Genomic DNA, 23075 nt, shown 5'->3' on the forward strand with positions numbered 1-23075 from the left:
GTTGTTGACCCTCCGCACGGCTGTACTGTGACTAACCTGCAGGAGGAAGACATGCAGACCACAACGCTTTCGTTCACCAATTTTCATAATCATGGTGAGCTTTTCGCAAACATGCTCCGCGCCAGGCGCGAGCTCTTCATTGTCCAGAACAAATGGGACCTGCCTGAAGCGATGGGCATGGAATATGACCAGTATGACACCCCTGCGAGCCGCTGGGTGGTGGTTCACGACGATTTGGGCAAGGTGCTGGCAGGCAACCGTCTGACGCCCACCACGGCGACCTGCGGGATCTACAGCTACATGATCCGCGATGCGCAGCGGGGGCTGCTCGCGACGATCCCGTCCAATCTTCTCTATGACGAAGCTCCGGTCAGCGAGACCGTCTGGGAAAGCTCGCGTCTGTTCGTGTCCCATGACGTCCCGATGGCGATGCGCCGCAAGGTTCATGCGCGTCTCGTGCAGGAAATCGGCAATTCGGCGCGTGAACTCGGCGCAAGCTCCGCCCTTACCCTTCTGAACGCGAATTGGCCGCGTTGGGCGGGTCGGGTTGGCGTGGACATGACTGCGATGGGCCCGGTGCTAGAGATCGACGGGATCAAGAACCAGGTCGTATCGATGAACTTTTCCCAAAACCTTCATTAAAGGGATGGGAAAGATGAGAGCCCCCGTGCGCCCCACACGCGCGGGGGCTTTTCGTAGGCGGAGCTAGACACTAGGTTCACGCCATCATGGCCGACCTATTCGACACGCCCCCCGACCCCAATGCGCCTGCGCCCGAAGCGCCGCGCCCGCTCGCTGATCGCATCCGCCCGAAAACTCTGGGGGAGGTGATCGGTCAGGAACAGGTGCTCGGCCCCGATGGGCCTTTGGGGGCGATGCTGGCTGCAGGCTCGCTCGGATCGCTGATCCTCTGGGGGCCGCCGGGTGTCGGCAAGACCACCATCGCGCGACTGCTGGCCGATGCCTCCGATCGCGCCTTCGTCCAGATTTCCGCGATCTTCACCGGCGTGCCGGAACTGCGCAAAGTCTTCGAGGCCGCCAAGCTGCGGCGCGGGCAGGGCAGGGGAACGCTCCTCTTCGTCGACGAGATCCACCGCTTCAACAAGGCGCAGCAGGACAGCTTCCTGCCGCATATGGAAGACGGTACGATCATGCTGGTGGGCGCCACCACCGAGAACCCGAGCTTCGAGCTGAACGCCGCTGTACTCAGCCGGGCGCAGGTCATGGTGCTGGAACGGCTCGACCTCGCCGATCTCGAACGCCTCGCGCAGCGCGCCGAGAAGGCGCTCGATCGTCCGCTGCCGCTCAGTGGCAAGGCGCGCGAAGCGCTGCTGGAAATGGCCGACGGCGACGGCCGCGCGCTTCTCAACCTGATCGAGCAAGTTGCGGCGTGGAAAGTCACCGGCACGCTCGACACCGACGCGCTGTCGACCCGTCTGATGCGTCGCGCGGCGAAATACGACAAGTCCGGCGATGAGCATTACAACCTGATCTCGGCACTCCATAAATCGGTGCGCGGCTCGGACCCGGATGCCGCGCTCTATTGGTTCGCGCGGATGCTGGAGGGCGGCGAGGACCCGCGCTATCTCGCGCGGCGCTTCGTGCGCATGGCGGTCGAGGATATCGGGCTGGCCGACCCGCAGGCCCAGACCCATGCGCTTCATGCGTGGGAAATCTACGAGCGGATCGGCTCGCCCGAGGGGGAGCTGGCGCTGGCGCAGACGGTGATCTATCTCGCGCTCGCGCCGAAATCCAACGCCGGTTACGTCGCCTATAAGGGCGCGCGGGCGCAGGCGCAGAAGACCGGATCGGAGCCGCCGCCCAAACATATCCTCAACGCCCCGACCAAGTTGATGTCCGAACAGGGCTACGGCGCGGGCTATGCCTATGACCATGACGCCGAGGACGGCTTCTCCGGGCAGAACTACTTCCCCGACACGATGAAGCGCCCGGTGCTCTATCAGCCGGTCGAGCGCGGCTTCGAGCGCGAGTTGAAAAAGCGGGTCGACTGGTTTGCCAAGCTGCGCGAACAGCGCAAATCTTGACATTCAGGCCTGTGACCGCTCTTAGGGCGCCAAAGGAGACAGCGATGCTTTCTACGATTTTGCAGGTCGCGCTAGGCGGCGCGATGGGTGCATCGGGGCGCTACCTCGTTGGCGTCGGAATGATGCGCAGCTTCGGCGCGCAGCCTTTCCCGCTGGGCGTCATCACGGTGAATATCCTCGGCTCGTTCCTGATGGGCGCGCTCGTGGTGTTCCTCGGTGACAAGCAGCTGACCCATTGGAACGCCTTCCTCGCGACCGGCTTTCTCGGTGGCTTCACCACTTTCTCCTCTTTCTCGCTCGAAGCCTATCGCTTGATCGAGAAAGGCGATGTCACATTGGCAGTCAGCTATATCGGACTGTCGGTCGGCGCGGGGCTTCTGGGCCTCGTCGCGGGCGTTCTATTGATGAGGGCCATGCTATGAGCGGCGTCCAGCATATCACCGTCACCGAGGACGAGGGCGAACAGCGCCTCGACCGGTTCCTGAAAAAGCGGTTTCCGCATCTGTCTCAGGGCATGATCGAGAAGTTCTGCCGCAAGGGCGATCTGCGCGTGGACAAGGGCCGGGTGAAGGCCAATTCCCGCGTGGCGCCGGGGCAGGAGATCCGCGTGCCGCCGATCCCCGATTCCGCGCCCGCGCCGAAGACCGAAGGAATCTCGGATGCGGATGCGAAGTTCATCCAGAGCTGCGTGCTCTGGAAGGACGAGCATATCATCGCGCTCAACAAGCCGCCGGGGCTGCCCTCGCAGGGCGGCTCGGGGCAGGGTAATCGCCATGTCGACGGGCTGAGCGAGGCGCTGAAATTCGGCTACAAGGACAAGCCGAAGCTGGTGCACCGCCTGGACAAGGACACCTCCGGCGTTCTGCTGCTCGCGCGCACCGACCGGGTCGCGCGCCGCCTGTCCGAGGCGTTCCGCGGCAAGACCACCCGCAAGATCTATTGGGCGGCCGTCGCAGGCGCGCCCGAACCGAAGACCGGCACGATCCGCTTCGGTCTCGTGAAAGCGCCGGGTCACGGCCGTGGCGGCGAGGGCGAGAAAATGATCTGCATCCATCCCGCCAAGGTCGACAAGACCGAAGGCGCCAAGCGGGCCACGACCGATTATTTCACGCTGCACATCCTCGGCCAGCGGGTCAGCTGGGTCGCGCTGGTGCCGATCACCGGGCGGACCCACCAGCTGCGCGCGCATATGGCCGAGATCGGCAACCCGATCATCGGCGACGGCAAATATGGTGGCTCGAGCCAGGAGAACATGGGCGACGGCTGGGGGGCGCAACTGGGCGGCGAGATTTCCCGCAAGCTGCACCTGCATGCCCGCCAGATCAGCTTCGATCATCCGATCACCAAAAAGCGGATCACGCTGACCGCGCCGCTGCCCGAACATATGAAGCGGACCTGGGATCTGCTCGATTGGCATGAGCGCGACGTGCCTGCCGACCCGTTCGAGGATCTGAAATGAAGCTCGCGATCTTCGACGTTGATGGCACGATCTCGGACAGCCAGAACCACATCACCCACGCGATGACGATTGGGTTCGAGGCGGCGGGTCTGCCGGCCCCGCCGGCCTCCGCCGTGTTGCAGATCGTGGGTCTGTCGCTGCCGCTCGCGGTGGCGCGGCTTGCGCCGGAGCACGATGCCGAGACGCAGGCGCGCATCGTCGAGGGCTACAAGCAGAGCTACAAGACCGCCCGCGCGGCCTCGCCCGCGCCGCTTTATCCCGGGGCCGAGGCGTTGCTGCGCAAGCTCGCCGCGCGCGACGACATGCTTCTGGCGGTCGCCACCGGTAAATCCCGCCGCGGGCTGCGCGCGCTGATCGAGCATCACGGTCTGGACGGGCTCTTCGTCAGCCAACAGACCGCCGACGATCACCCCTCGAAGCCGCACCCGTCGATGATCGGCGCGGCGTTGAGCGAGGCGGGCGTGGATGCACGCGACGCGGTGATGATCGGCGATACCAGCTTCGACATCGAGATGGGCCGCAGCGCGGGCGTCGCGACCATCGGCGTGCGCTGGGGTTACCACGCGCCGCACCTGGTCGAAGCGGCGGGCGCGCATCAGATGGTCGATGATTTCGACGGGCTGGAAACGACACTTCTCGATCTGTGGGAGATGAGCGCATGAGCGAATGGGCGGCCAAGCGGTTCTGGACGGAAACCACCGTCACCGAGCACCCCGAAGGATTCGGCGTGGCGCTGGACGGGCGTGCGGTGAAGACGCCGGCGAAAGCCGCGCTGACCGTGCCGACCCGCGCCTATGCCGAAGCTATCGCGGCTGAATGGGACGCGCAGGACGGCGCGATCCAGCCCCATACGATGCCCGTCACCCGCTCTGCCAATGCGGCGATCGACAAGGTGGCGCATCAGCACCCCGAGGTCGTCACCCATGTCTGCGAATTCGGCGGCACCGATCTTCTGTGCTACCGCGCCGAGGCCCCGACGGAGCTGGTCGAGCTTCAGACCGCGAAATGGGACCCGCTGCTGGACTGGGCGGCGCAAACCTACGACGCGGAGCTGAAGGTCACGACGGGCATCCTGCCGGTCGATCAGCCTCCGGACCATCTGGCGCGGCTGGAGGCGGAGGTGGCAAACCTCGATCCCTTCGCGCTGGCGGCGCTGCATGATCTCGTGGGCATCACCGGCTCCCTCGTTCTGGGTCTGGCGGTCACCTGCGGCAGGCTCTCGGCCGAGGAAGCGTGGGAGCTCTCGCGGCTCGATGAAGACTGGCAAATCGCCCAATGGGGCGACGATGAAGAGGCGGCGGAGATCGCCGCACACAAGCGCGAGGCGCTGTGTGACGCGGCTCGAATTTGGGCGCTCACCGAAAGGTGACCGCCACGGATTCTCACGCTGCTTATTGACCTGCCAAAAGCATCAGCACTTGCTGATGATTTACGCAGGGGTCCTCACGAATTCCGGAAACTGGCCTTGACGTTCTTTGATCGGATGGACCAAACTTTCGTTACTCCGTGTCATGTAGACACGATCGACCAGGTCCGTGAGGGACCAAGAACCGCTCTGTCAGAGCGGCGACAACAGGAAGAGGTAAAAATGAAGAAATCCGTCTTTTTCGGCGCGCTGACGGCTGCGACGCTGACTGCCAGTCTGGCTGGCGCGGCCACGCTCGATGACGTGAAATCGCGCGGAGAGCTGATCTGCGGCGTGAACACCGGTCTCGTCGGCTTCGCCGCGCCGGATGCCAACGGTAACTGGTCCGGCTTCGACGTCGCGGTCTGCCAGGCCGTCGCCGCCGCTGTACTGGGCGACCCCTCGAAGGTTAAATATGTCCCCACCTCGGGCCAGACGCGCTTCACCGCGCTCGGTTCGGGCGAAGTGGACCTGCTCGCACGTAACACCACCTGGACCTTCTCGCGCGACACCGACCTGAAGCTCCAGTTCACCGCGACCAACTACTACGACGGTCAGGGCTTCATGGTCCGCAAGGATTCGGGCGTGACCTCGGCCAAGGAACTCGACGGTGCTTCGATCTGTATCCAGACCGGTACCACGACCGAGCTGAACCTCGCCGACTACTTCAAGGCCAACAACATGTCCTATCAGCCGATCACGGTTGATTCGAACGCCGAAGGCGAACAGCAGTTCCTCGCCGGCGCTTGTGACGCCTACACCACCGACGCGTCCGGCCTCGCCGCGACCCGCGCCGCTTTCGCGAACCCGGCCGACTACGTGATCCTGCCGGAAATCATTTCGAAAGAGCCGCTGGCTCCGGCCGTCCGTCAGGGCGACGATCAGTGGACCGACATCGTCCGCTGGACCATCTTCGCGCTGATCGGCGCTGAAGAATACGGCGTGACCTCGGCGAATATCGACGAGCTGGCCAAAGGCACCGACAACCCGGAAGTCAACCGCCTGCTCGGCACCGAGGGTGACCTCGGCGCGATGATCGGCCTCGACAAGGATTGGGCCGTCAAAGCCATCAAGGCCAACGGCAACTACGGTGAAATCTTCGCCGCGACCATCGGCGAGCAGACCCCGATCGGTCTGGCCCGTGGCCTGAACGCTCAGTGGACCCAAGGCGGTCTGATGTACGCTCCTCCCTTCCGCTAAGAAGGGCCCGGCAGGGGCGCGGTTCAATCCGCGCCCCTGTTCCGTTTTCAAGAGACCGTGCGTAGGGGAGACATCCCCACTAAGGCCCGCAAGAATGGCCAGACAAAAATAACGACGCGGCAACAGGGGAAATAAGAATGACAAGCGCGCCCGACGCGCCGGAGCAGGGCTTCCGGCTCAGCCAGCTTATCTATGACACGCGTTATCGCTCCCTGACGATTCAGGCGATCGTCTTCATCCTCGTGATGGGCGGCGCGGCATGGCTGGTGGACAATGTGATCCAGAACCTCAACGACCTCGGGAAGGATTTCAATTTCTCCTTCCTCGGGCAGAGGGCCGGTTACGATATCGGCAATGCGATCATCCCGTATAACAACGACATGAGCCACGGACGTGCGCTGCTTGTCGGTCTGATCAACACGCTCTGGGTGTCCTTCCTAGGCTGCGTCGCCGCGACGATCATCGGGGTCGTCGTGGGCGTGCTGCGCCTGTCGAAGAACTGGCTCGTGGCGCGGCTGATGACCGTCTATGTCGAGGTCTTCCGCAACATTCCGGTGCTGCTGTGGATCCTGGTGGCGATCGCGCTGCTGACCGATGTGGCTCCGTCGCCCAACGCCTATAAGGTGAACCAGCAGACGGGCGAGGCACAGGCTTCGATGCTGCTCGACTCGGTCGCTTTCACCAATCGCTACACCGCGATCCCCTCGGTGCATTTCGATCGCTCGCTCGGCTCGCTCGACACGGCGCTTGCGCCGATCTCGCTCAACTTTCTTGCGCTGGTGATCGTGCTGATCGCCTCGATCTGGGTGAACAAGCGGATGCTGACCCACGCCGCCAAGGTACAGGAGGCGACCGGGGTCCGACCTACAATGTGGTGGAAGAGCGCACTGATCCTCATCGCGCCCGTCGTGATCCTTGCCATTGCGCTCGGGATCAATCCCGAGGAGCCGCAGATCAAGGGCTTCAACTTCACCGGCGGCACGAACGTGTCGAACTCCTTCGTGGCGCTCTGGCTCGGCCTGTCGCTCTATACGGCGGCCTTCATCGCCGAGATCGTCCGCGCCGGCATCCTCGCCATCTCGAAAGGCCAGACCGAGGCCGCCTTCGCGCTGGGTCTGCGGGCCAATCGCACGATGAGCCTCGTGATCCTGCCGCAGGCGCTGCGGGTCATCATCCCGCCGCTGATCTCGCAATATCTGAACCTGACGAAGAACTCCTCGCTCGCGATCGCCGTGGGCTATCTGGAACTGCGCGGCACGTTGGGCGGCATCACCCTGAACCAGACCGGGCGCGAGCTTGAGGCGATCACGCTGATGATGCTGATCTACCTCGCGATCTCGCTGTCGATCTCGGGCGTGATGAACGTCTACAACAATCGCGTGAAGCTGAAGGAGCGGTGAGATGAGCGATACACAAGCCCATTCCGTCGCCTATGTCCGCGACACGATGCTGCCGCAACAGCCTGCCCCCGCAGGGCAGTCCGGTGCGGTCCAATGGCTGCGCGAGAACCTGTTCTCGGGCTGGCTGAACACGTTGCTGACCCTTCTGGGCGTGGCCGTGATCTACACGCTGGTCATGCATTTCCTGCCTTGGTTCCTGCATGGCGTCTGGGACGCCAACTCGATCAAGGAATGCCGCACGATCATCACCGACCGTTACGGCGAAGGCGCGACCGGCGCTTGCTGGGGGGTGATCCGCGAGCGTTGGCACCAGTTCATCTTCGGCTTCTACCCGCCGGAGCTTTACTGGCGCCCGATCCTGACCTTCCTGCTGCTCTTCGTGGCGGTCGGTCCGCTTCTCTTCACCTGGGTGCCGCGCGTGCTCGCGTGGTTCACGCCGGTCTACCCGTTCCTCGCCGTCTGGCTGCTCTGGGGCGGCTCCGGCTGGACGCCGATCATGATCTTCGCAGGCTTCGTGCTGGGCGCGGCGATCCTGTTGGTGCTGTCACCGCGGCTTGGCTCGATCATGGCTTTCTCGATCGGCGCTTTGGTCGCGATCCTCTACTTCCTCTTCGTGGTGGGCCCGCTCATCGACGGGTTGCAGGCGATCCTGCCCTGGGGGCTGGAATCGGTGGACTCCGCCAAGTTCGGGGGCTTCCTGCTGGCGATCACGCTGGGCGTGGGCGGCATCATGATGTCGCTGCCGCTGGGGATCGTTCTCGCGCTCGGGCGGCAGTCGGACATGCCGCTGGTCAAAGCCTTCTCGGTGGTCTTCATCGAGTTCATCCGCGGCGTGCCTCTGATCACGCTGCTGTTCGTGGCCTCGTTGCTGCTGAATTACTTCCTGCCGCCGGGCACGAATTTCGACATCATCCTGCGGGTGATGATCCTCGTGACCTTCTTCGCAGCCGCTTACATCGCCGAGGTGATCCGCGGCGGTCTGGCAGCACTTCCGCGGGGCCAATACGAGGCGGCGGATGCGCTGGGGCTCGATTACTGGAAGGCACAGCGGCTGATCATCCTGCCGCAGGCGCTGAAGATCTCGATCCCGGGCATCGTCTCCACCTTCATCGGCATGTTCAAGGATACGACGCTGGTCGTGTTCGTGGGTCTCTTCGACCCGCTCAAGGGCATCCCGGACTTCATCCGCGCCGACTTCAACTGGAAAGGCATCTACTGGGAGCCCTTCATCTTCGTCGGCGCCATCTTCTTCATCCTGAACTTCGCTATGTCGCGCTACTCGATGGCTCTCGAGCGTCGACTGCAGCGTGATAACCATTAATCGGGGACTAGACACAATGACCGAACCGCAATTCGAACGTCAGGTCGACCGCAGCCATATGCAGGTCTCCGACGAGGTCGCGATTCAGATCGAGAACATGAACAAGTGGTACGGCCAGTTCCACGTTCTGCGCGACATCGATCTGACAGTGCAGCGTGGCGAGCGCATCGTCATCGCCGGGCCTTCCGGCTCGGGGAAATCGACGCTGATCCGCTGCATCAACCGTCTGGAGGAACACCAGGCGGGCAAGATCGTCGTGGACGGGATCGAACTGACGAACGACCTGAAGAACATTGACAAGGTCCGCCGCGAAGTCGGCATGGTGTTCCAGCACTTCAACCTGTTCCCGCATCTGACCATTCTCGAGAACCTGACGCTGGCCCCGATCTGGGTGCGCAAGACGCCCAAGAAAGAAGCCGAAGCCACGGCGATGCATTACCTCGAGAAGGTGAAAATCCCCGAGCAGGCCGACAAGTATCCCGGCCAGCTGTCGGGCGGCCAGCAGCAGCGTGTGGCGATCGCGCGCTCGCTGTGCATGAAGCCGCGGATCATGCTGTTTGACGAACCGACCTCGGCGCTCGACCCGGAGATGATCAAGGAAGTGCTCGATACGATGATCGAGCTCGCCGAAGAGGGGATGACCATGCTCTGCGTGACCCACGAGATGGGCTTCGCGCAGGCGGTGGCGAACCGGGTGATCTTCATGGCCGACGGTCAGATCGTCGAGCAGAACAACCCGCATGACTTCTTCAACAACCCGAAATCCGAGCGGACCCAGCAGTTCCTGAGCCAGATCCTCGGGCACTGAGGGCAAGCTGGGGGTTTCACACCCCCAGACCCCCGTGGGATATTTCCGCCAAGGCGAAGAATTAAAAAAGGGGCGGCGCGAATACTCGTGCCGCCCCTTTTTAGATATTCGCGTCTGATTTAAAGAAGGTCGGAAACCGCTTCGCGCTCTTCTTCCAGTTCGCCGACGGTGCGGGCCATCATCTCTTTCTGGAAATCGTTGAATTCCAGACCTTCGACGCGCTCGTAATGGCCGTCCTTGCAGATCACCGGCAGGCCCACCATCAGCCCCTCGGGGATGTCGTAGAGGCCGGTCGACGGCACGGCCATCGACACCCATTTGCCGTCGGTGCCGTGAATCCAGTCATACATGTGATCGATCGCGGCGTTGGCGGCGGAGGCGGCCGAGGACGCGCCACGCGCTTCGATGATCGCAGCGCCACGGGTGGCGACCTGCGGGATCAGCGTCTCGCGATACCAGGTCTCGTCGCCGATGATCTCGGAGAGCTTGCGGCCCTTCGCTTCGGCCTCGGTCCAGTCGGCGAACATGGTGGGGGAGTGGTTGCCCCAGACCACGAAACGCTCGATGTCGTCGACATGCAGATCGGCCTTCGACGCGAATTGCGTCAGCGCGCGGTTATGGTCGAGGCGGATCATCGCGGTGATGTTCTCGGTCGGGAAGTTCGGCGCGTTGGCTGCGAGGATCATCGCGTTGGTGTTGGCCGGGTTGCCGACGACCACGCATTTCGCGTCGCGCTTGGCAGCCTTGTCGAGCGCTTCGCCCTGCACGCGGAAGATCTCGGCATTGGCCGACAGCAGGTCGCGGCGCTCCATGCCTTTGGTGCGCGGGCGCGAGCCCACGAAGAAGGCGGCATCGATATCGGTGAAGGCGGTGACCGGATCGTCGGTCACGACGGTGCCGGCGAGCAGCGGGAAGGCGCAGTCTTCCAGCTCCATCACCACGCCACGCACCGCGTCGAGCGCCTGCGGCAGGTCCAGAAGCTGCAAGATCACCGGCTGATCGGGACCGTAGACATCCCCTTTGGCGATGCGGAACAGCAGCGCGTAGCAGATCTGACCGGCAGCCCCGGTGACGGCGATGCGTTTGGGCGTTTGAGCGGACATGGAAACCCTCCTGTGATGATTACGCCAGAGAGATAGGGCACAGGCGCGCGGCTGGCCATAGAAAACCGTGCCCTAACGTCACGATCACGGGAGGGAAAAGCTGTGTTCAGCCCCGCCGGGTCGGCGTGAAGAAATCGAGCACCGATCCCTGACCCGCCTGCACCTCGTCCCAGCTGTCGATCTGGAAATCGACGATCAGCGTGGCGCAGGTCGGGAAGCGGCGGAAATCGGGATCGTGCAGCGCGCGTGCGGGCAGGCGGTGCGCGAATTCCGCGATGCCCGGGTTGTGGCCGAGCATCATCACCGTCGGCGCCGTGGCGGTACGCAGGACCTGCAGCATCATCTCGGGGGCGGCGTGGTAGAGATCCTCGACATAGCTCACCTGCGGCCGCGTCTCGATCACCGCGCGCTCCACCCGGTCCCAAGTCTCGCGGGTGCGCGTCGCCGAGGAGCAGAGCACCTCTTCCGGTTCCAGCCCGCGCGAGGCGAGGAAATCGCCCAGTTCAAGCGCGGCCGCGCGTCCGCGCGCATTGAGCGGGCGATCGCGATCCTCCATCGCCGGGTCGTCCCAGCTGGATTTGGCATGACGGGTCAGGATCAGGCGGCGATAGCCGAGCGGGGTCATGGGTGAAACTGCCTCATATGCCATGCGGATTGCTGGGGCAGCCTGCCATAGCTTTCACCTGCCGGGCAAGCGCGTCTTGCAAGGCAGCCGTGATCGCGACAGGCCGCACCTTCGGGACGGTCGAGATGCGCGTGACAGCTTTCGGTGTCGTAACCGTCCGCCTTGAGCGCATCGACCGGGCAGGCGGTGGCACAGGGTGCGGGGCATCCGACGCAGGGATTTCGGGCGGGCGCGGGCAGGGGAAGCAAGCCAGGCAGGGCCAGCGCGCCCCGAACCGAGGCCCAGAGCCCCATCTGCGCATGGCACATCAGGTGGACCGGGGAGGCGAAGCTCTGACCGCTTTTCACGGCCCAGCTCACGAAAGGCTGCCAGGGCGGGCCGGTGAAGGGAAAGAGTGCGCGGGCTTCAAATTGCCGTGCGAGGGTGCCGATCACCCGCGCAGACCAGCGGTCCAGCGGATCGGGCGCGTCTTCGGTAAATTCCGGCTGAGCGGTGACGTGATCCCAGAAGCCCGGCTCATCGGGCGAGATCAGCGCGATCGTCTCTCCATCCTCATGCAGCAGCCCCGACACGAAGAGCCGGTGCGGGGCCAGCGCCGCGGCGAGGGCCGCGATTACCGGCGGCGTCTCACTCACTGCGCGGTTTCACGCGCGGTTCGGTCGAGCGGATCATCGAGCCCGCCCCATGTTCGGTGAACAGCTCCAGCAGGCAGGCATTGGCGACGCGCCCGTCGACGATGACCACCGCGCGCACGCCCTCGTCGACCGCTTTCAGCGCGGTCTCGACCTTCGGGATCATGCCGCCAGCGATGGTGCCGTCTTCGATCAGCGCGGTCACGTCCTCGGGGGTGAGCTGGGTCATCACCTCGCCCGCCTTGTTCTTCACGCCCGCCACATCGGTCAGCAGCAGCAGGCGATCGGCGCGCAGCGCGCCCGCGATGGCGCCGGCTGCGGTGTCACCATTGACGTTGAAGGTCTCGTTATCGGCCATGCCGGTCGCGACCGGGGCGATCACCGGGATCATGCCCGCGTTATAGAGGTCGCGGATCACCTGCACGTTCATCTCGACCGGGCGACCGACGAAGCCCAGTTCGGGATCGTCCGCCTCGCAGACCATCAGGTCGTCATCCTTGCCCGAGATGCCGACCGCGCGGCCGCCTTGATCGTTGATCGCCTGCACGATGCGCTTGTTGACGAGGCCGGAGAGGATCATCTCGACCACCTCGACAGTGGCTTTGTCGGTGACGCGCTTACCGCGCACCCATTGGCTCTCGATGCCGAGCTTGCCCAGCATCTCGTTGATCATCGGCCCGCCGCCATGCACCACGACCGGGAAGATGCCGACCTGACGCATCAGCACGATATCGCGGGCGAAATCGGCCATCGCCTCTTCGTCGCCCATCGCGTTGCCGCCGAATTTCACCACGACCACGGCGCCGGAATAGCGTTGCAGGTAGGGCAAGGCTTCCGAGAGGGTGCGGGCGGTGGCGATCCAGTCACGATCCATGGTCTGCTTTCTCATCTGGCTGGTCCTCGGGCAGGGCGGTCTCATCTTGCTAGACCGTTCGCGCCGGGTTTGGAAGGGCGCAATCGGGGCCGTTGCGCTCGGAACAAAACCGACTAGGGTCGGGAGCGCGCAGACGGGGAGTTCGAGTAATGGATGATCGCAAAGTAATGCTGCTGACGGGGGCGAGCCGGGGCATCGGCCACGCCACGGTGAAACGCTTCGCAGCCGAAGGGTGGCGCGTCATCACCTGTTCGCGCCAGCCTTTCCCCGAGCAATGCCCGTGGGGCGGCGGGCGCGAGGATCACATCCAGGTCGATCTCGCCAAGCCCGACGAGGTGATCGATGCGATTGCAGACATTCGCAGCCGGATCGACGGGCGGCTCCATGCGCTGGTCAACAACGCAGGCATCTCGCCGAAAGGGCCCGAGGGCGAGCGGCTCAATACGCTCGATACCGATCTGCGCACCTGGGGGCAGGTGTTCCACGTCAATTTCTTCGCCTCCATCGTGCTCGCGCGCGGGCTGGTCGAGGAACTGTCGGCCGCGCAGGGCGCCGTGGTCAACGTGACCTCCATCGCCGGGCTGCGGGTGCATCCTTTCGCGGGGGCGGCCTATTCCACCTCGAAAGCCGCGCTCAAGGCGCTGACGCGCGAAATGGCGCATGATTTCGGGCCGCTCGGGGTGCGCGTGAACGCCATCGCGCCGGGCGAGATCGAAACCTCGATCCTCAGCCCCGGCACCGAGAAGATCGTCGAGAAGCTGCCGCTGCGCAGGCTCGGGCAGCCGTCGGAAGTGGCGGATGTGATCTGGTTCCTGTGCTCGGATGCGTCGAGCTACGTTACCGGCACCGAGATCGAGGTGAACGCGGGCCAGCACGTCTAAGGTCGTGCCCTAGACGGCTCAGGTCTTCTTGCCGATCTTCGGCTCCGTGCCCATCGCGAGACGCGCGATATTGGTGCGGTGCCGCCAGAAGATCAGCACCGACAGGCCCGCCGCCAGCATCATCAATTCGCGATAGCCGAGGAAATAAGCCAGCGGCACCGTTGCCGCCGCCGAAACCAGCGCCGCGAGCGAGGAAATCCGCGTCAGCAGCGCCGTGACCAGCCAGACGGCGCAGGTCGCAAGGCCCACGGGCCAGGCCAGCGCGATCATCGTGCCGAGGAAGGTCGCCACCCCTTTGCCGCCCTGAAAGCGCAGCCAGACCGGGTAGATGTGACCGATGAAGGCAGCCGCGCCCGCCACCTGCGCGGCGGTTTCGCCCAGCGTGTAGCGGGCGATGAGAACCGCAATCGCGCCTTTGCCGCTGTCGAGGAGCAGGGTCGCAAGGGCCGCGCTCTTGCTGCCGGTGCGCAAAACATTCGTCGCGCCGATATTCCCGGAGCCGATCTTGCGCAAGTCGCCCAGTTTGAAAAGCTTGGTGATAACGAGCCCAAACGGCACAGATCCGAGCAGGTAGCCCAGTGCAGCCACCAGCCCGAGCCATGCTGACCCGTTCTCAATTCCCGGCATAAGCCTGCCCTCGCCTCATTTATGAGTCGTTATTGTTGTCATAAACCTGCACCCCCGCGACGAATGTGGCAAGCGTTTTGCCTTCCATTCGAGCAGTATCGAAGGGGGTATTCTTCGATTTTGAGCGCAGTTTGAAGCGATCGAGCACGAAAGGCGCATCCGGATCGAAGAGAACGAGATCGGCCGGAGCCCCTTCGCAAAGCCGTCCCTGCGGCAGTCCGAGACGCTTCGCCGGGTTCAGCGACATCGCCCGGAACAGCTGCGGCAGGGTCAGCTGACCGGCATGGTAAAGGCGCATCGCGGCGGGCAGGATCGTCTCGAGCCCGACCGCGCCGGAGGCCGCTTCCTCGAAGGGCAGGCGCTTGGATTCCTCATCCGCCGGCGTGTGCAGCGAGCAGATCACGTCGATCGTGCCGTCGGCCACCGCCTCGATCACCGCGAGCCGGTCTTCCTCGTCGCGCAGCGGCGGCGTCAGTTTGAAGAAGGTCCGGTAATCGCCCACGTCGAGCGCGTTCAGCGTCAGGTGATGGATCGAGACCCCGGCGGTGACATCGAGCCCGGCCTCTTTCGCGCGGCTCAGCGCGGGCAGGGCTTTCGCGGTGGTGATCTGGTCGGCGTGATAGGCGAGGCCCGTCATCTCGACCAGCGCCAGATCGCGGTCGAGCCCCATCCGCTCGGCCATCGGGGACACGCCCGGCAAGCCACGCAGCGAGGCAAATTTGCCCGAGGTCACGGCCGTGCCTTTCGACAGGACCGGCTCTTGCGGATGGCCGATCACCAGAGCGCCCAGATGGGCCGCATAGGTGAAGGCGCGTTGCAGCACCTTGGTCTGATCCGAGACCCGCGTGACATCGGTGAAGGCCACCGCGCCTGCATCTTTCAGAAAGCCGATCTCGGTCATCTCCTGCCCGTCGCGGCCCTTGGTCAGCGCCGCCATATGCAGGATGCGCACCGGCGCGTCCGCCGCGCGGCGGGTGACGAATTCCAGCGTCTCGGGATTGTCGATGGCGGGCTGCGTGTCGGGGCGGGCGATGATGGTGGTCACGCCCCCGGCTGCGGCGGCCAGTGCCGCCGTGCGGAAGCTTTCCATGTGGCGCTCGCCCGGCTCACCGATCTTCACGCCCAGATCGACGATCCCCGGCGCGAGGTATTTACCGCCGCAATCGATCACCTCGGCATCGGCGGGGGCGGACATGTCGCCGATAGCCGCGATCTTGCCTCCGTCGATCACCACGTTGCCGAGGGTTTCGGTCAGCGCCTCGGGGTCGATCAGCTTGGCGTTTTCGAGGAAAAGGGTCATGCGTCGTGCCTCACTTCGCCACCAGTTTGCGCGCGGCCTGCGCGCTCTCGATCTCACGCACCACCGGGCCCGCATCGGCGAGGTGGCGGATCAGATGTTTGTCGCCCGCCTTCGTCACGACCTGCACATCGCCCATCAGCGAGCGCACGCCGGAGATTTGCAGCAGCATCACCTGCTTACCCTGCGGCCCGATCAGCCGCTTGTCGGTCAGCTGCCAGCGCCGCGCGAAGGCCTCCGAGCGGAAATAGAGCCCGCGCGCCGCCATGCCGACCACGACGGCGAAGCTTGCGATCACCACCTGATCGGGCTTGCCGAGCCAGAACAGCACCGTCGAGATCAGCACCGCGCCGATCACCGCCAGCACCGCATGATCTGTCCAGTAGCGTTTCTTGTCCGCCGCGAAGACGGCCAGAACCTTCTCGCCCTCGTCCAGCGGCAATTCGCTTTCGGGGCCGGGGCGGTAGTTGAGAACTTCGTCGCGCTTGATCTCAGACATAGGTGCCCTCCGTCAGCGCGCGCCCGCGCTCGGCCCGAAGGTTGCGCGCCAAGAGGTCCATCACCGCCATGCGCACCGCCACACCCATCTCGACCTGTTCCTGAATGACCGAGCGGTTGATGTCGTCGGCGATGGTGCCGTCGATCTCCACGCCGCGGTTCATCGGGCCCGGATGCATCACGATCGCGTCTTCCTTGGCATAGGCGAGCTTCTCGGCATCCAGCCCGTAGCGGTGGAAATATTCGCGCTCGGAGGGGATGAAACCGCCATCCATGCGCTCTTTCTGAAGCCGCAGCATCATCACCACATCGGCGTCGCGCAGGCCTTCGCGCATGTCGTGATAGACCTCGCAGCCGAACTCCTGAACGCCCGAGGGCATGAGGGTCGGCGGCGCGATCAGGCGCACGCGGTTTTCCATCTTGCCCAGCAGGATCAGGTTGGAACGCGCGACGCGGCTATGGGCGACATCGCCGCAGATCGCGACGGTGAGGCGCTTGATCCGGCCCTTTTCGCGCCGGATCGTCAGCGCATCCAGAAGCGCCTGCGTGGGGTGTTCATGCTTGCCGTCGCCCGCGTTGATCACCGCGCATTCGACCTTTTGCGCCAGCAGATCGACCGCACCAGACGCGCCGTGCCGCACCACCAGCAGATCGGGATGCATCGCGTTCAGCGTCAGCGCGGTGTCGATCAGGGTCTCGCCCTTCTTCACCGACGAGGTCTGCATCGACATGTTCATCACATCCGCCCCGAGCCGCTTGCCCGCAAGCTCGAAACTGGATTGGGTCCGCGTCGAATTCTCGAAGAACATGTTGATCGCTGTCATCCCCGCCAACGCATCGGTCTTTTTCACCGTGCGACGGTTGAGATCCACATATTTTTCGGCGAGGTCGAGAACGGTGAGGATATCCTCGGGGCTCAGATGTTCGATCCCCAGCAGGTGCCTTGGGCGAAAAGCCATTGCGCGATGCTCCGGTTAGACTGCATCGCTTATGGCAAACAGGGGGGCGGGCGTCCAGCCGCTTTACCGTCGCAGCGCGCATGGGGTAGGGTCGCGCAATGGAGACTCAGCCGACCCCGGAACTCGACTATCACGCCGCTCTGGCCGCCCTCGAATGGCAGCTGGAAATGGGCGTCGATACCGTCATCGGCGATACGCCTGTCGATTGCTACGAACTGCCCGACAAATCCGCGCAGGCCAAGGCGAAGGCCCCCGAGGCCGCGCCCACGCCGGACCGGGAATTGCCGCCGGTCGCGCAGATGGCGAAAATCGAGGGTCCCGATCCGGTCGTCGTCGCACGCGATGCCGCGGGCAAGGCCGACACGCTTGAGGCGCTGCGGGCCGCCATCGACTCCTACGATATGTGCGATCTGAAGCTCGGGGCGCGCAACACGGTCTTTGCCGATGGCAAGCCCACCGCGCGGGTGATGATCATCGGCGAGGCGCCGGGACGCGAGGAGGACCAGAAGGGCCTGCCTTTCGTGGGCCGCGCGGGGCATCTGCTCGACAAGATGTTCTCGGCGATCGGTCTGTCGCGGCAATCGCCCGATGCCGAAGCCGCGCTCTATATCACCAATGTCCTGCCCTGGCGTCCGCCGGGCAATCGCGATCCCTCGCCTGCCGAGATCGCGCAGATGCTGCCCTTCCTTGCCCGGCATGTCGATCTGGCCGATCCCGACCTGATCGTTCTGATGGGCAATGCCGCCTGTGCGGCGGCGCTCGGCAAGCGCGGCATCTTGCGGTTGCGCGGCACTTGGGCCGAGGCCTTCGGGCGGGCCACGCTGCCGATGACGCACCCGGCCTATCTGCTGCGCAATCCGGCCGCCAAGCGCGAAGCCTGGGCCGATCTTCTGCAAATTCGCGCCCGTCTCGACCAGGCGTAAACCGCGCCAAACGGTCGCGCTTTCGTGAAAAAGTGACGGACGCGGCGCCGTGACGCGTAGAGATAACCATTCCCTGCACCTATTTCGGCAAGGTAACATGGAAATCGCGCGACCGTGGGCAATTGCGAGCGCCCGCAGCACTGACGACAGATCGGAGACGCCATGCGCTTTCTCACCCGCTCCCTGATGGGGCTGTTTCTTCTGGCGCTAACCGTCGGCCTGCTGGCGATGGGCGGCTTCTCGATCTTTCAGGCGATGCAGGCCCGCAATGCCGAGAGCGGGCGTGCGCCCACCGCGCGCGAACGGGTTTTCGCAGCCAATGTGATCCCGGTCACCTTCAAGACGATGTCGCCGGTGCTGACCGCCTATGGCGAGGTGCGCTCGACCCGCGAGCTGGAGCTTCGCGCCTCGGCGGCGGGCACGATTGTCGAACTTGCCCCCGATTTCGAGGATGGCGCGGAGGTCGAAAAGGGCGAGCTTCTGGTCAAGCTCGACCCGGCGGAGGCGCAGGCGGCGCGCGACAGCGCCGCGGCGACCGTGGCCGAGGCAGAGGCCGCGCTTGCGCAGGCGGAGCGCGCTTTGGCCATATCGAAGGACGATGTGACGGCGGCGCAGCGGCAGGCGGACCTGCGGCTCAAGGCGCTCGACCGGCAACGCTCGCTCTCGGAGCGGGGCGTCGGCTCGGCGGCCAATCTGGAGACCTCGGAACTGGCGGCCTCGGCGGCCGATCAGGCGGTGCTGAACCGCCGTTCGGCCTTGTCGACCGCGCAGGCGCAGCTCGATACCGCGCGCACCTCGTTGACCCGCGCCAAGATCAGCTTGACCGAAGCCGATCGCAAACTGGCCGACACCGAAATTCGCGCCGAATTCTCGGGCCGTCTGGCCGAGGTGAACGCGGTCGCGGGCGGGCTGGTGTCGAATAACGAGATGCTGGGCAAGCTGATCGACCCGAACGCGCTGGAGATCGCCTTCCGCGTCTCCACCGCGCAATTCGCGCGCCTGACCGACGATCGCGGCGCGCTGCGCGATCTGCCCGTGGGAGTGGAGCTGGTCGCGGGGGAGGAGACGCTGACCGCCAAGGCCGAGCTGTCGCGCGTCTCGGCGGCGGTCGACGACGGGGTGACGGGGCGCCTGCTGTTCGCGCGCGTCACCGACGGCTTGGGCAATCTGCGTCCGGGCGATTTCGTGACCGTCCGCCTGAAAGAGCCCGCGCTCGAGAATGTCGCAGAAATCCCTGCCGCAGCCGTCGACGCGGATAGCACGGTTCTCGTGCTCGGCCCGGAGGATCGTCTGGAAGCCGCCGATGTCACCGTGCTGCGCCGTCAGGGCGATGCCGTGATCATCCGCGCCAAATTCGCGCCCGGCACCGAGATCGTGGCCGAGCGCACGCCGCTTCTGGGCCGCGGGATCAAGCTGCGCCCGATGCGCCCCGGCCAGCCGCAGGCGGCCACCGCGCCCGAGACGATCAAGCTCGCTCCCGAGCGCCGCGCCAAGCTGGTCAGCTTCGTCGAGACGAATACCGCGATGCCCGACAATGCCAAGAAACGCTTCCTTGCCGAGCTGAAGCAGGAGGAGGTGCCCGTCGCCACCGTCGAGAAGCTCGAATCCCGGATCGGAGGCTGAGATGGCGTCTGGCCTCGACCCCAGAGAGCTGCCGCCCGCCCGCGGGTTGATCGGTCTCTTCACCCGCCACGCGACGCTGGCGAATATCGTGCTGGTCGTGATGATCTGCGCGGGGCTCGTCGCCCTGCCGCGGATGCGCGCGCAGTTCTTCCCGGATTCGGTCGAGGAATCGATCACCGTCTCGGTGAAATGGGACGGGGCTGGGGCCGAAGAGGTCGACCGCGCCATCGTTCAGGTGCTGGAGCCCTCGCTGATCTCGGTCGAGGGGGTGGAAGCCTCGGACAGCCGCGCTTCGGAAGGCTCGGCACGGATCAGCCTCGATTTCGAACCGGACTGGGACATGTCCCGCGCGGTCAACGATGTCGAGAACGCGCTGGCCTCGGCAGGCGATCTGCCCGAGGGCGCGGAGGAGCCCGAAGTGGCGCGCGGCGTCTGGCGCGACACGGTGACCGATCTGGTGATCACCGGGCCGCTCTCGCCGGAGCAACTGGGCCGGTTGGGCGACGAGGCGGTCGTGCGGCTCTATCAGCAGGGCGTCACGCGCACCTCGCTTGCCGGGATCGCCGCGCCGGAGACGGTCGTCGAAGTGCCGACCGTCTCGATGATGGCGCATGACGTCACGCTGACTCAGATCATCGACGTAATCTCCGCCGAGGCGAATACCGATCCGGCGGGGGAGGTGGCGGGCGGCGCCACGCGGGTGCGCACGGGCGAGGAGCGCCGCTCCGCGCCCGAGATCGAGAACCTCGTGATCCGCACCGAAGCGGACGGCTCGCAACTGACCGTGGGCGACGTCGCCAATATCCGCGTTGAAGGTGGCGACCGGAACCGGGCCTATTTCGTCGGCGACAACGCGGCGGTGGTGATCAATGTCGCGCGCTCGGCGGCGGGCGATGCGATCGCGATCCAGCACAAGGTCGAAGGCGTGATCGACCAGATGCAGCCGACGCTGCCTGCGGGCACCTCGATGGATCTGGTGCGCACCCGGTCCGACGCCATCACGCAGCGCCTCGATCTGCTGGTAGGCAATGGGGTGCTGGGGCTGAGCCTCGTGCTGGTGCTGCTGTTTTTGTTCCTCAACGCGCGCACGGCCTTCTGGGTGGCGATGGGGATTCCGACCTCGATGGCTGCGGCTCTGGCGGTGATGTATTTCACCGGCATGACGCTGAACATGATCTCGATCTTCGCGCTCATTCTGACGCTGGGGATCGTGGTCGACGATGCGATCGTGGTGGGTGAACATGCCGATTTCCGCGCGCGACATCTGGGCGAGCATCCGGTGCTGGCCGCCGAGAACGGCGCGCGGCGCATGGCCGCCCCGGTCTTCGCCTCGACCCTGACGACCGTGATCGCCTTCGCAGGGCTCACCGTGATCGGCGGACGCATGGGCAATATGATCGTCGACATTCCCTACACGGTGATCGCGGTGCTCGCCGCCTCTCTGATCGAGTGTTTCGTGATCCTGCCCAACCATATGAGCCACGCGCTGCGCCACACCTCCGAGGGCAAGTGGTACGACTGGCCCTCGCGGCAGGTGAATCGCGGGCTCGACTGGTTCCGCCGCGTGGTGATGAAGCCGCTCACCCGGCTGATCGTCGTCGGGCGCTACCCGGTGATCGCGGCGGCGATCGCGCTTTTGCTGTGGCAGGTCAGCTTCGTGATGTCGGGCAAGGTGCAATGGCGCTTCTTCAACCCGCCCGAGCAATCGACGGTGAACGGCGCCTTCTCGATGGTCGAGGGCGCGACCCGCGCCGATACCGAAGAGATGATGCGCACGATGCAGGCGACCGTGACCAAGGTCGCGAAGGAATTCGAGGACGAATACGGCGTGAACCCCGTCGAATACGCGATCGGGCAGATCGGCGGCGCATCGGGGCGGGGGCTGGCCTCTGCCGATACCAAGGATGCCGATCTCCTCGGCTCGCTTTCGATCGAGGTGATCGACCCCGATTACCGCCCCTATTCCAGCTTCGATTTCGTCTCGCGGTTGCAGGCCGAAACGCCGCGCCTGCCGCTGGTCGAAGAGATCAGCTTCCGCCGCTTCCGCTCCGGCGGGGCGGGGGACGGGATCGCGGTGCAGTTCTCGGGCAACGAGACGCGCATACTGAAAGACGCCGCCGAAGACCTGAAGACGCAGCTTGCGCAATTCCCCGAGGTTTCGGCGGTGGAGGACAACCTCGCCTATGACAAGCAGGAGCTGATCCTCGATCTCACCCCGCAGGGCGAGGCGCTGGGCTTCGACATCGCGACGCTGGGCCGCGAATTGCGCGCGCGTCTGAACGGCACCGAGGCTGCGAGCTTCCCCGACGGGGTGCGCTCGGCCACGATCCGTGTGGAACTGCCCGAGGAAGAGCTGGCCGCCGATTTTATCGACCGGATGCAGCTGCGTGCGCCCGGTGGCGAATGGGTGCCGCTGGCCGATATCGTCTCGGTGCGCAGCCAGACGGGCTTCTCGACGATCCGGCGCGAGGATGGCGTGCGGCAGGTCTCGGTCACGGGCGATGTCTCCGAGGATGATCCTGCGCGGGCCAACGAGATTCTGGCGCGCATCTCCGACGAGATCCTGCCCCGCATCGCCGAGGAACGCGGCGTGGCCTATACGCTCACCGGGCAGGCCGCGCAGGAGCGCGACTTCATGAGCGACGCGCTGATCGGTCTGATCATGTGCCTGATCGGCATCTACATCGTGCTGGCCTGGATCTTCGCGAGCTGGACACGGCCGATCGTGGTGATGTCGGTGATCCCCTTCGGCGCGGTCGGCGCGATCTGGGGCCACTATGTCTGGAACCTGCCGATGTCGATGTTCGCCGTGGTCGGCGGGATCGGGATGATCGGGATCATCATCAACGACGCGATCGTGCTGATCTCCACGGTCGACGAATACGCCGAGAAACGCGGGATCGTGCCCGCGATCGTCGATGCGGTCGCCGACCGTCTGCGCCCGGTGCTGCTGACGACGCTGACGACGGTTCTGGGTCTTGCGCCGCTTCTCTACGAACAGTCGAGTTCGGCGCTGTTCCTGAAATCCACCGTCATCACGCTGGTCTACGGTCTGGGCTTCGGGATGGTCATCGTGCTGCTGGTCGTGCCTGCGGTGCTCGCGGTGCAACTCGATTTCGGGCGGCAGGTGCAGGCGGTGCGTCACGGCGTGCGGGTCGTGCGGCTGCGCGCCGTGCTGGCCGGGGTTGCGGCGCTGATGGCGGTGGGCTTCGCGCTTACGCTGGGGCGCGCGATGTGGGAGGGTCAGGCGCTGATGCCCGCCTTCGGAGGCTTCGCGTTGATCGCGGGGATGGTGGCGATGGGGGCGGGGCTGATCGCGCCCCGGCTGCTGCGCGGCCATATCCGCCACAGACCGCCGCCCGAAGTCTGATACGTCTGACCCCTGAGTGAGCTGA

22 protein-coding genes are annotated in these 23075 nt (G+C 65.0%); 14 read left to right on the forward strand and 8 right to left on the reverse strand.

The features are described 5' to 3' along the window. The first annotated feature begins 51 nt into the window (after positions 1–51). The 10 genes from AC2TZ7_RS05770 (at position 52) to AC2TZ7_RS05815 (ending at position 9638) form a co-directional block, all read left to right on the forward strand. The gene (locus AC2TZ7_RS05770; RefSeq protein ID WP_489866200.1) at positions 52–642 is read left to right on the forward strand and encodes an acyl-homoserine-lactone synthase; all 591 of its coding nucleotides are present in this window, start codon (positions 52–54) and stop codon (positions 640–642) included. An 86-nt stretch (positions 643–728) separates the two neighbouring features. Next, positions 729–2045 carry a replication-associated recombination protein A gene (locus AC2TZ7_RS05775; RefSeq protein WP_098409945.1) on the forward strand — a complete coding sequence of 439 codons (1317 nt, stop codon included), beginning with the start codon at positions 729–731 and terminating at the stop codon, positions 2043–2045. Positions 2046–2089: 44 nt separating this feature from the next. Next, positions 2090–2467 (forward strand): fluoride efflux transporter CrcB, encoded by a 378-nt coding sequence (gene crcB, locus AC2TZ7_RS05780; RefSeq protein ID WP_078521781.1) that lies wholly within the window; start codon positions 2090–2092, stop codon positions 2465–2467. Next, on the forward strand, positions 2464–3504 hold the full coding sequence (locus AC2TZ7_RS05785; protein WP_489866201.1) for an RluA family pseudouridine synthase: 1041 nt from the start codon (positions 2464–2466) through the stop codon (positions 3502–3504). Before crcB ends, AC2TZ7_RS05785 begins: the two co-directional genes overlap by 4 nt. Next, entirely contained in the window at positions 3501–4166 is a 666-nt protein-coding gene (locus AC2TZ7_RS05790; RefSeq protein ID WP_489866202.1) for an HAD-IA family hydrolase, read from the forward strand. The genes AC2TZ7_RS05785 and AC2TZ7_RS05790 overlap by 4 nt, the downstream gene beginning before the upstream one ends. Then, the gene (locus AC2TZ7_RS05795) at positions 4163–4873 is read left to right on the forward strand and encodes an ATP12 family chaperone protein (protein WP_489866203.1); all 711 of its coding nucleotides are present in this window, start codon (positions 4163–4165) and stop codon (positions 4871–4873) included. The genes AC2TZ7_RS05790 and AC2TZ7_RS05795 overlap by 4 nt, the downstream gene beginning before the upstream one ends. A gap of 219 nt (positions 4874–5092) precedes the next feature. After that, positions 5093–6109 carry an amino acid ABC transporter substrate-binding protein gene (locus AC2TZ7_RS05800; RefSeq protein WP_489866204.1) on the forward strand — a complete coding sequence of 339 codons (1017 nt, stop codon included), beginning with the start codon at positions 5093–5095 and terminating at the stop codon, positions 6107–6109. 137 nt (positions 6110–6246) lie between these two features. Beyond that, complete coding sequence (locus AC2TZ7_RS05805; protein WP_489866205.1) at positions 6247–7509, forward strand: amino acid ABC transporter permease; 1263 nt, start codon at positions 6247–6249, stop codon at positions 7507–7509. A 1-nt stretch (position 7510) separates the two neighbouring features. Continuing rightward, positions 7511–8830, forward strand: a complete 1320-nt coding sequence (locus AC2TZ7_RS05810; protein ID WP_098409951.1) for an amino acid ABC transporter permease — start codon at positions 7511–7513, stop codon at positions 8828–8830. Positions 8831–8846: 16 nt separating this feature from the next. After that, positions 8847–9638, forward strand: coding sequence for an amino acid ABC transporter ATP-binding protein (locus AC2TZ7_RS05815; protein ID WP_078540191.1), 792 nt, complete (start codon positions 8847–8849; stop codon positions 9636–9638). A gap of 119 nt (positions 9639–9757) precedes the next feature. Here the strand turns inward: AC2TZ7_RS05815 and AC2TZ7_RS05820 are convergent, their stop codons facing one another. The 4 genes from AC2TZ7_RS05820 to argB all read right to left on the reverse strand — a co-directional run bounded on the left by AC2TZ7_RS05820 (position 9758) and on the right by argB (position 12872). Continuing rightward, positions 9758–10741 carry a malate dehydrogenase gene (locus AC2TZ7_RS05820; protein WP_078540190.1) on the reverse strand — a complete coding sequence of 328 codons (984 nt, stop codon included), beginning with the start codon at positions 10739–10741 and terminating at the stop codon, positions 9758–9760. Positions 10742–10847: 106 nt separating this feature from the next. Beyond that, a complete protein-coding gene (locus tag AC2TZ7_RS05825; RefSeq protein WP_489866206.1) occupies positions 10848–11366 on the reverse strand; it encodes a SixA phosphatase family protein in 519 nt (172 codons plus the stop codon). Further along, a complete protein-coding gene (locus AC2TZ7_RS05830; RefSeq protein ID WP_489866207.1) occupies positions 11363–12001 on the reverse strand; it encodes a ferredoxin in 639 nt (212 codons plus the stop codon). The genes AC2TZ7_RS05825 and AC2TZ7_RS05830 overlap by 4 nt, the downstream gene beginning before the upstream one ends. Continuing rightward, positions 11994–12872: an acetylglutamate kinase gene (gene argB / locus AC2TZ7_RS05835; RefSeq protein WP_078521759.1), complete on the reverse strand. Its 879-nt coding sequence runs from the start codon at positions 12870–12872 to the stop codon at positions 11994–11996. The genes AC2TZ7_RS05830 and argB overlap by 8 nt, the downstream gene beginning before the upstream one ends. Before the next feature lie 149 nt (positions 12873–13021). On the opposite strand from argB, the gene AC2TZ7_RS05840 reads away from it, so the two are divergent. Further along, positions 13022–13753, forward strand: a complete 732-nt coding sequence (locus AC2TZ7_RS05840; protein WP_078521758.1) for an SDR family NAD(P)-dependent oxidoreductase — start codon at positions 13022–13024, stop codon at positions 13751–13753. A gap of 18 nt (positions 13754–13771) precedes the next feature. Here AC2TZ7_RS05840 and plsY read toward each other — a convergent pair whose 3' ends face one another. Genes plsY through AC2TZ7_RS05860 form a run of 4 tightly spaced genes read right to left on the reverse strand, consistent with a single transcriptional unit; the run spans position 13772 to position 17134 of the window. Further along, complete coding sequence (plsY, locus tag AC2TZ7_RS05845; protein ID WP_078521757.1) at positions 13772–14380, reverse strand: glycerol-3-phosphate 1-O-acyltransferase PlsY; 609 nt, start codon at positions 14378–14380, stop codon at positions 13772–13774. Positions 14381–14399: 19 nt separating this feature from the next. Then, positions 14400–15680, reverse strand: coding sequence for a dihydroorotase (gene pyrC, locus AC2TZ7_RS05850; RefSeq protein ID WP_489866208.1), 1281 nt, complete (start codon positions 15678–15680; stop codon positions 14400–14402). Positions 15681–15690: 10 nt separating this feature from the next. Continuing rightward, positions 15691–16176: a hypothetical protein gene (locus AC2TZ7_RS05855; protein WP_489866209.1), complete on the reverse strand. Its 486-nt coding sequence runs from the start codon at positions 16174–16176 to the stop codon at positions 15691–15693. Continuing rightward, a complete protein-coding gene (locus tag AC2TZ7_RS05860) occupies positions 16169–17134 on the reverse strand; it encodes an aspartate carbamoyltransferase catalytic subunit (RefSeq protein WP_098409958.1) in 966 nt (321 codons plus the stop codon). The genes AC2TZ7_RS05855 and AC2TZ7_RS05860 overlap by 8 nt, the downstream gene beginning before the upstream one ends. A 98-nt stretch (positions 17135–17232) precedes the next feature. On the opposite strand from AC2TZ7_RS05860, the gene AC2TZ7_RS05865 reads away from it, so the two are divergent. From AC2TZ7_RS05865 to AC2TZ7_RS05875, 3 genes are all read left to right on the forward strand, one after another. Continuing rightward, positions 17233–18057, forward strand: coding sequence for a uracil-DNA glycosylase (locus tag AC2TZ7_RS05865; RefSeq protein ID WP_489866210.1), 825 nt, complete (start codon positions 17233–17235; stop codon positions 18055–18057). Positions 18058–18219: 162 nt separating this feature from the next. Next, on the forward strand, positions 18220–19680 hold the full coding sequence (locus AC2TZ7_RS05870; protein WP_489866211.1) for an efflux RND transporter periplasmic adaptor subunit: 1461 nt from the start codon (positions 18220–18222) through the stop codon (positions 19678–19680). Between the two features lies 1 nt (position 19681). Next, the gene (locus AC2TZ7_RS05875) at positions 19682–23050 is read left to right on the forward strand and encodes an efflux RND transporter permease subunit (RefSeq protein WP_489866212.1); all 3369 of its coding nucleotides are present in this window, start codon (positions 19682–19684) and stop codon (positions 23048–23050) included. Positions 23051–23075 lie beyond the last annotated feature (25 nt).

Source organism: Thioclava sp. ISO4, assembly GCF_058105145.1.

Coding starts and splice junctions, on each gene's coding strand:
- AC2TZ7_RS05770 (WP_489866200.1), top strand. CDS start 52: ATGCAGACCACAACGCTTTCGTTCACCAATTTTCATAATCATGGTGAG.
- AC2TZ7_RS05775 (WP_098409945.1), top strand. CDS start 729: ATGGCCGACCTATTCGACACGCCCCCCGACCCCAATGCGCCTGCGCCC.
- crcB (WP_078521781.1), top strand. CDS start 2,090: ATGCTTTCTACGATTTTGCAGGTCGCGCTAGGCGGCGCGATGGGTGCA.
- AC2TZ7_RS05785 (WP_489866201.1), top strand. CDS start 2,464: ATGAGCGGCGTCCAGCATATCACCGTCACCGAGGACGAGGGCGAACAG.
- AC2TZ7_RS05790 (WP_489866202.1), top strand. CDS start 3,501: ATGAAGCTCGCGATCTTCGACGTTGATGGCACGATCTCGGACAGCCAG.
- AC2TZ7_RS05795 (WP_489866203.1), top strand. CDS start 4,163: ATGAGCGAATGGGCGGCCAAGCGGTTCTGGACGGAAACCACCGTCACC.
- AC2TZ7_RS05800 (WP_489866204.1), top strand. CDS start 5,093: ATGAAGAAATCCGTCTTTTTCGGCGCGCTGACGGCTGCGACGCTGACT.
- AC2TZ7_RS05805 (WP_489866205.1), top strand. CDS start 6,247: ATGACAAGCGCGCCCGACGCGCCGGAGCAGGGCTTCCGGCTCAGCCAG.
- AC2TZ7_RS05810 (WP_098409951.1), top strand. CDS start 7,511: ATGAGCGATACACAAGCCCATTCCGTCGCCTATGTCCGCGACACGATG.
- AC2TZ7_RS05815 (WP_078540191.1), top strand. CDS start 8,847: ATGACCGAACCGCAATTCGAACGTCAGGTCGACCGCAGCCATATGCAG.
- AC2TZ7_RS05820 (WP_078540190.1), bottom strand. CDS start 10,741: ATGTCCGCTCAAACGCCCAAACGCATCGCCGTCACCGGGGCTGCCGGT.
- AC2TZ7_RS05825 (WP_489866206.1), bottom strand. CDS start 11,366: ATGACCCCGCTCGGCTATCGCCGCCTGATCCTGACCCGTCATGCCAAA.
- argB (WP_078521759.1), bottom strand. CDS start 12,872: ATGGATCGTGACTGGATCGCCACCGCCCGCACCCTCTCGGAAGCCTTG.
- AC2TZ7_RS05840 (WP_078521758.1), top strand. CDS start 13,022: ATGGATGATCGCAAAGTAATGCTGCTGACGGGGGCGAGCCGGGGCATC.
- plsY (WP_078521757.1), bottom strand. CDS start 14,380: ATGCCGGGAATTGAGAACGGGTCAGCATGGCTCGGGCTGGTGGCTGCA.
- pyrC (WP_489866208.1), bottom strand. CDS start 15,680: ATGACCCTTTTCCTCGAAAACGCCAAGCTGATCGACCCCGAGGCGCTG.
- AC2TZ7_RS05855 (WP_489866209.1), bottom strand. CDS start 16,176: ATGTCTGAGATCAAGCGCGACGAAGTTCTCAACTACCGCCCCGGCCCC.
- AC2TZ7_RS05860 (WP_098409958.1), bottom strand. CDS start 17,134: ATGGCTTTTCGCCCAAGGCACCTGCTGGGGATCGAACATCTGAGCCCC.
- AC2TZ7_RS05865 (WP_489866210.1), top strand. CDS start 17,233: ATGGAGACTCAGCCGACCCCGGAACTCGACTATCACGCCGCTCTGGCC.
- AC2TZ7_RS05870 (WP_489866211.1), top strand. CDS start 18,220: ATGCGCTTTCTCACCCGCTCCCTGATGGGGCTGTTTCTTCTGGCGCTA.
- AC2TZ7_RS05875 (WP_489866212.1), top strand. CDS start 19,682: ATGGCGTCTGGCCTCGACCCCAGAGAGCTGCCGCCCGCCCGCGGGTTG.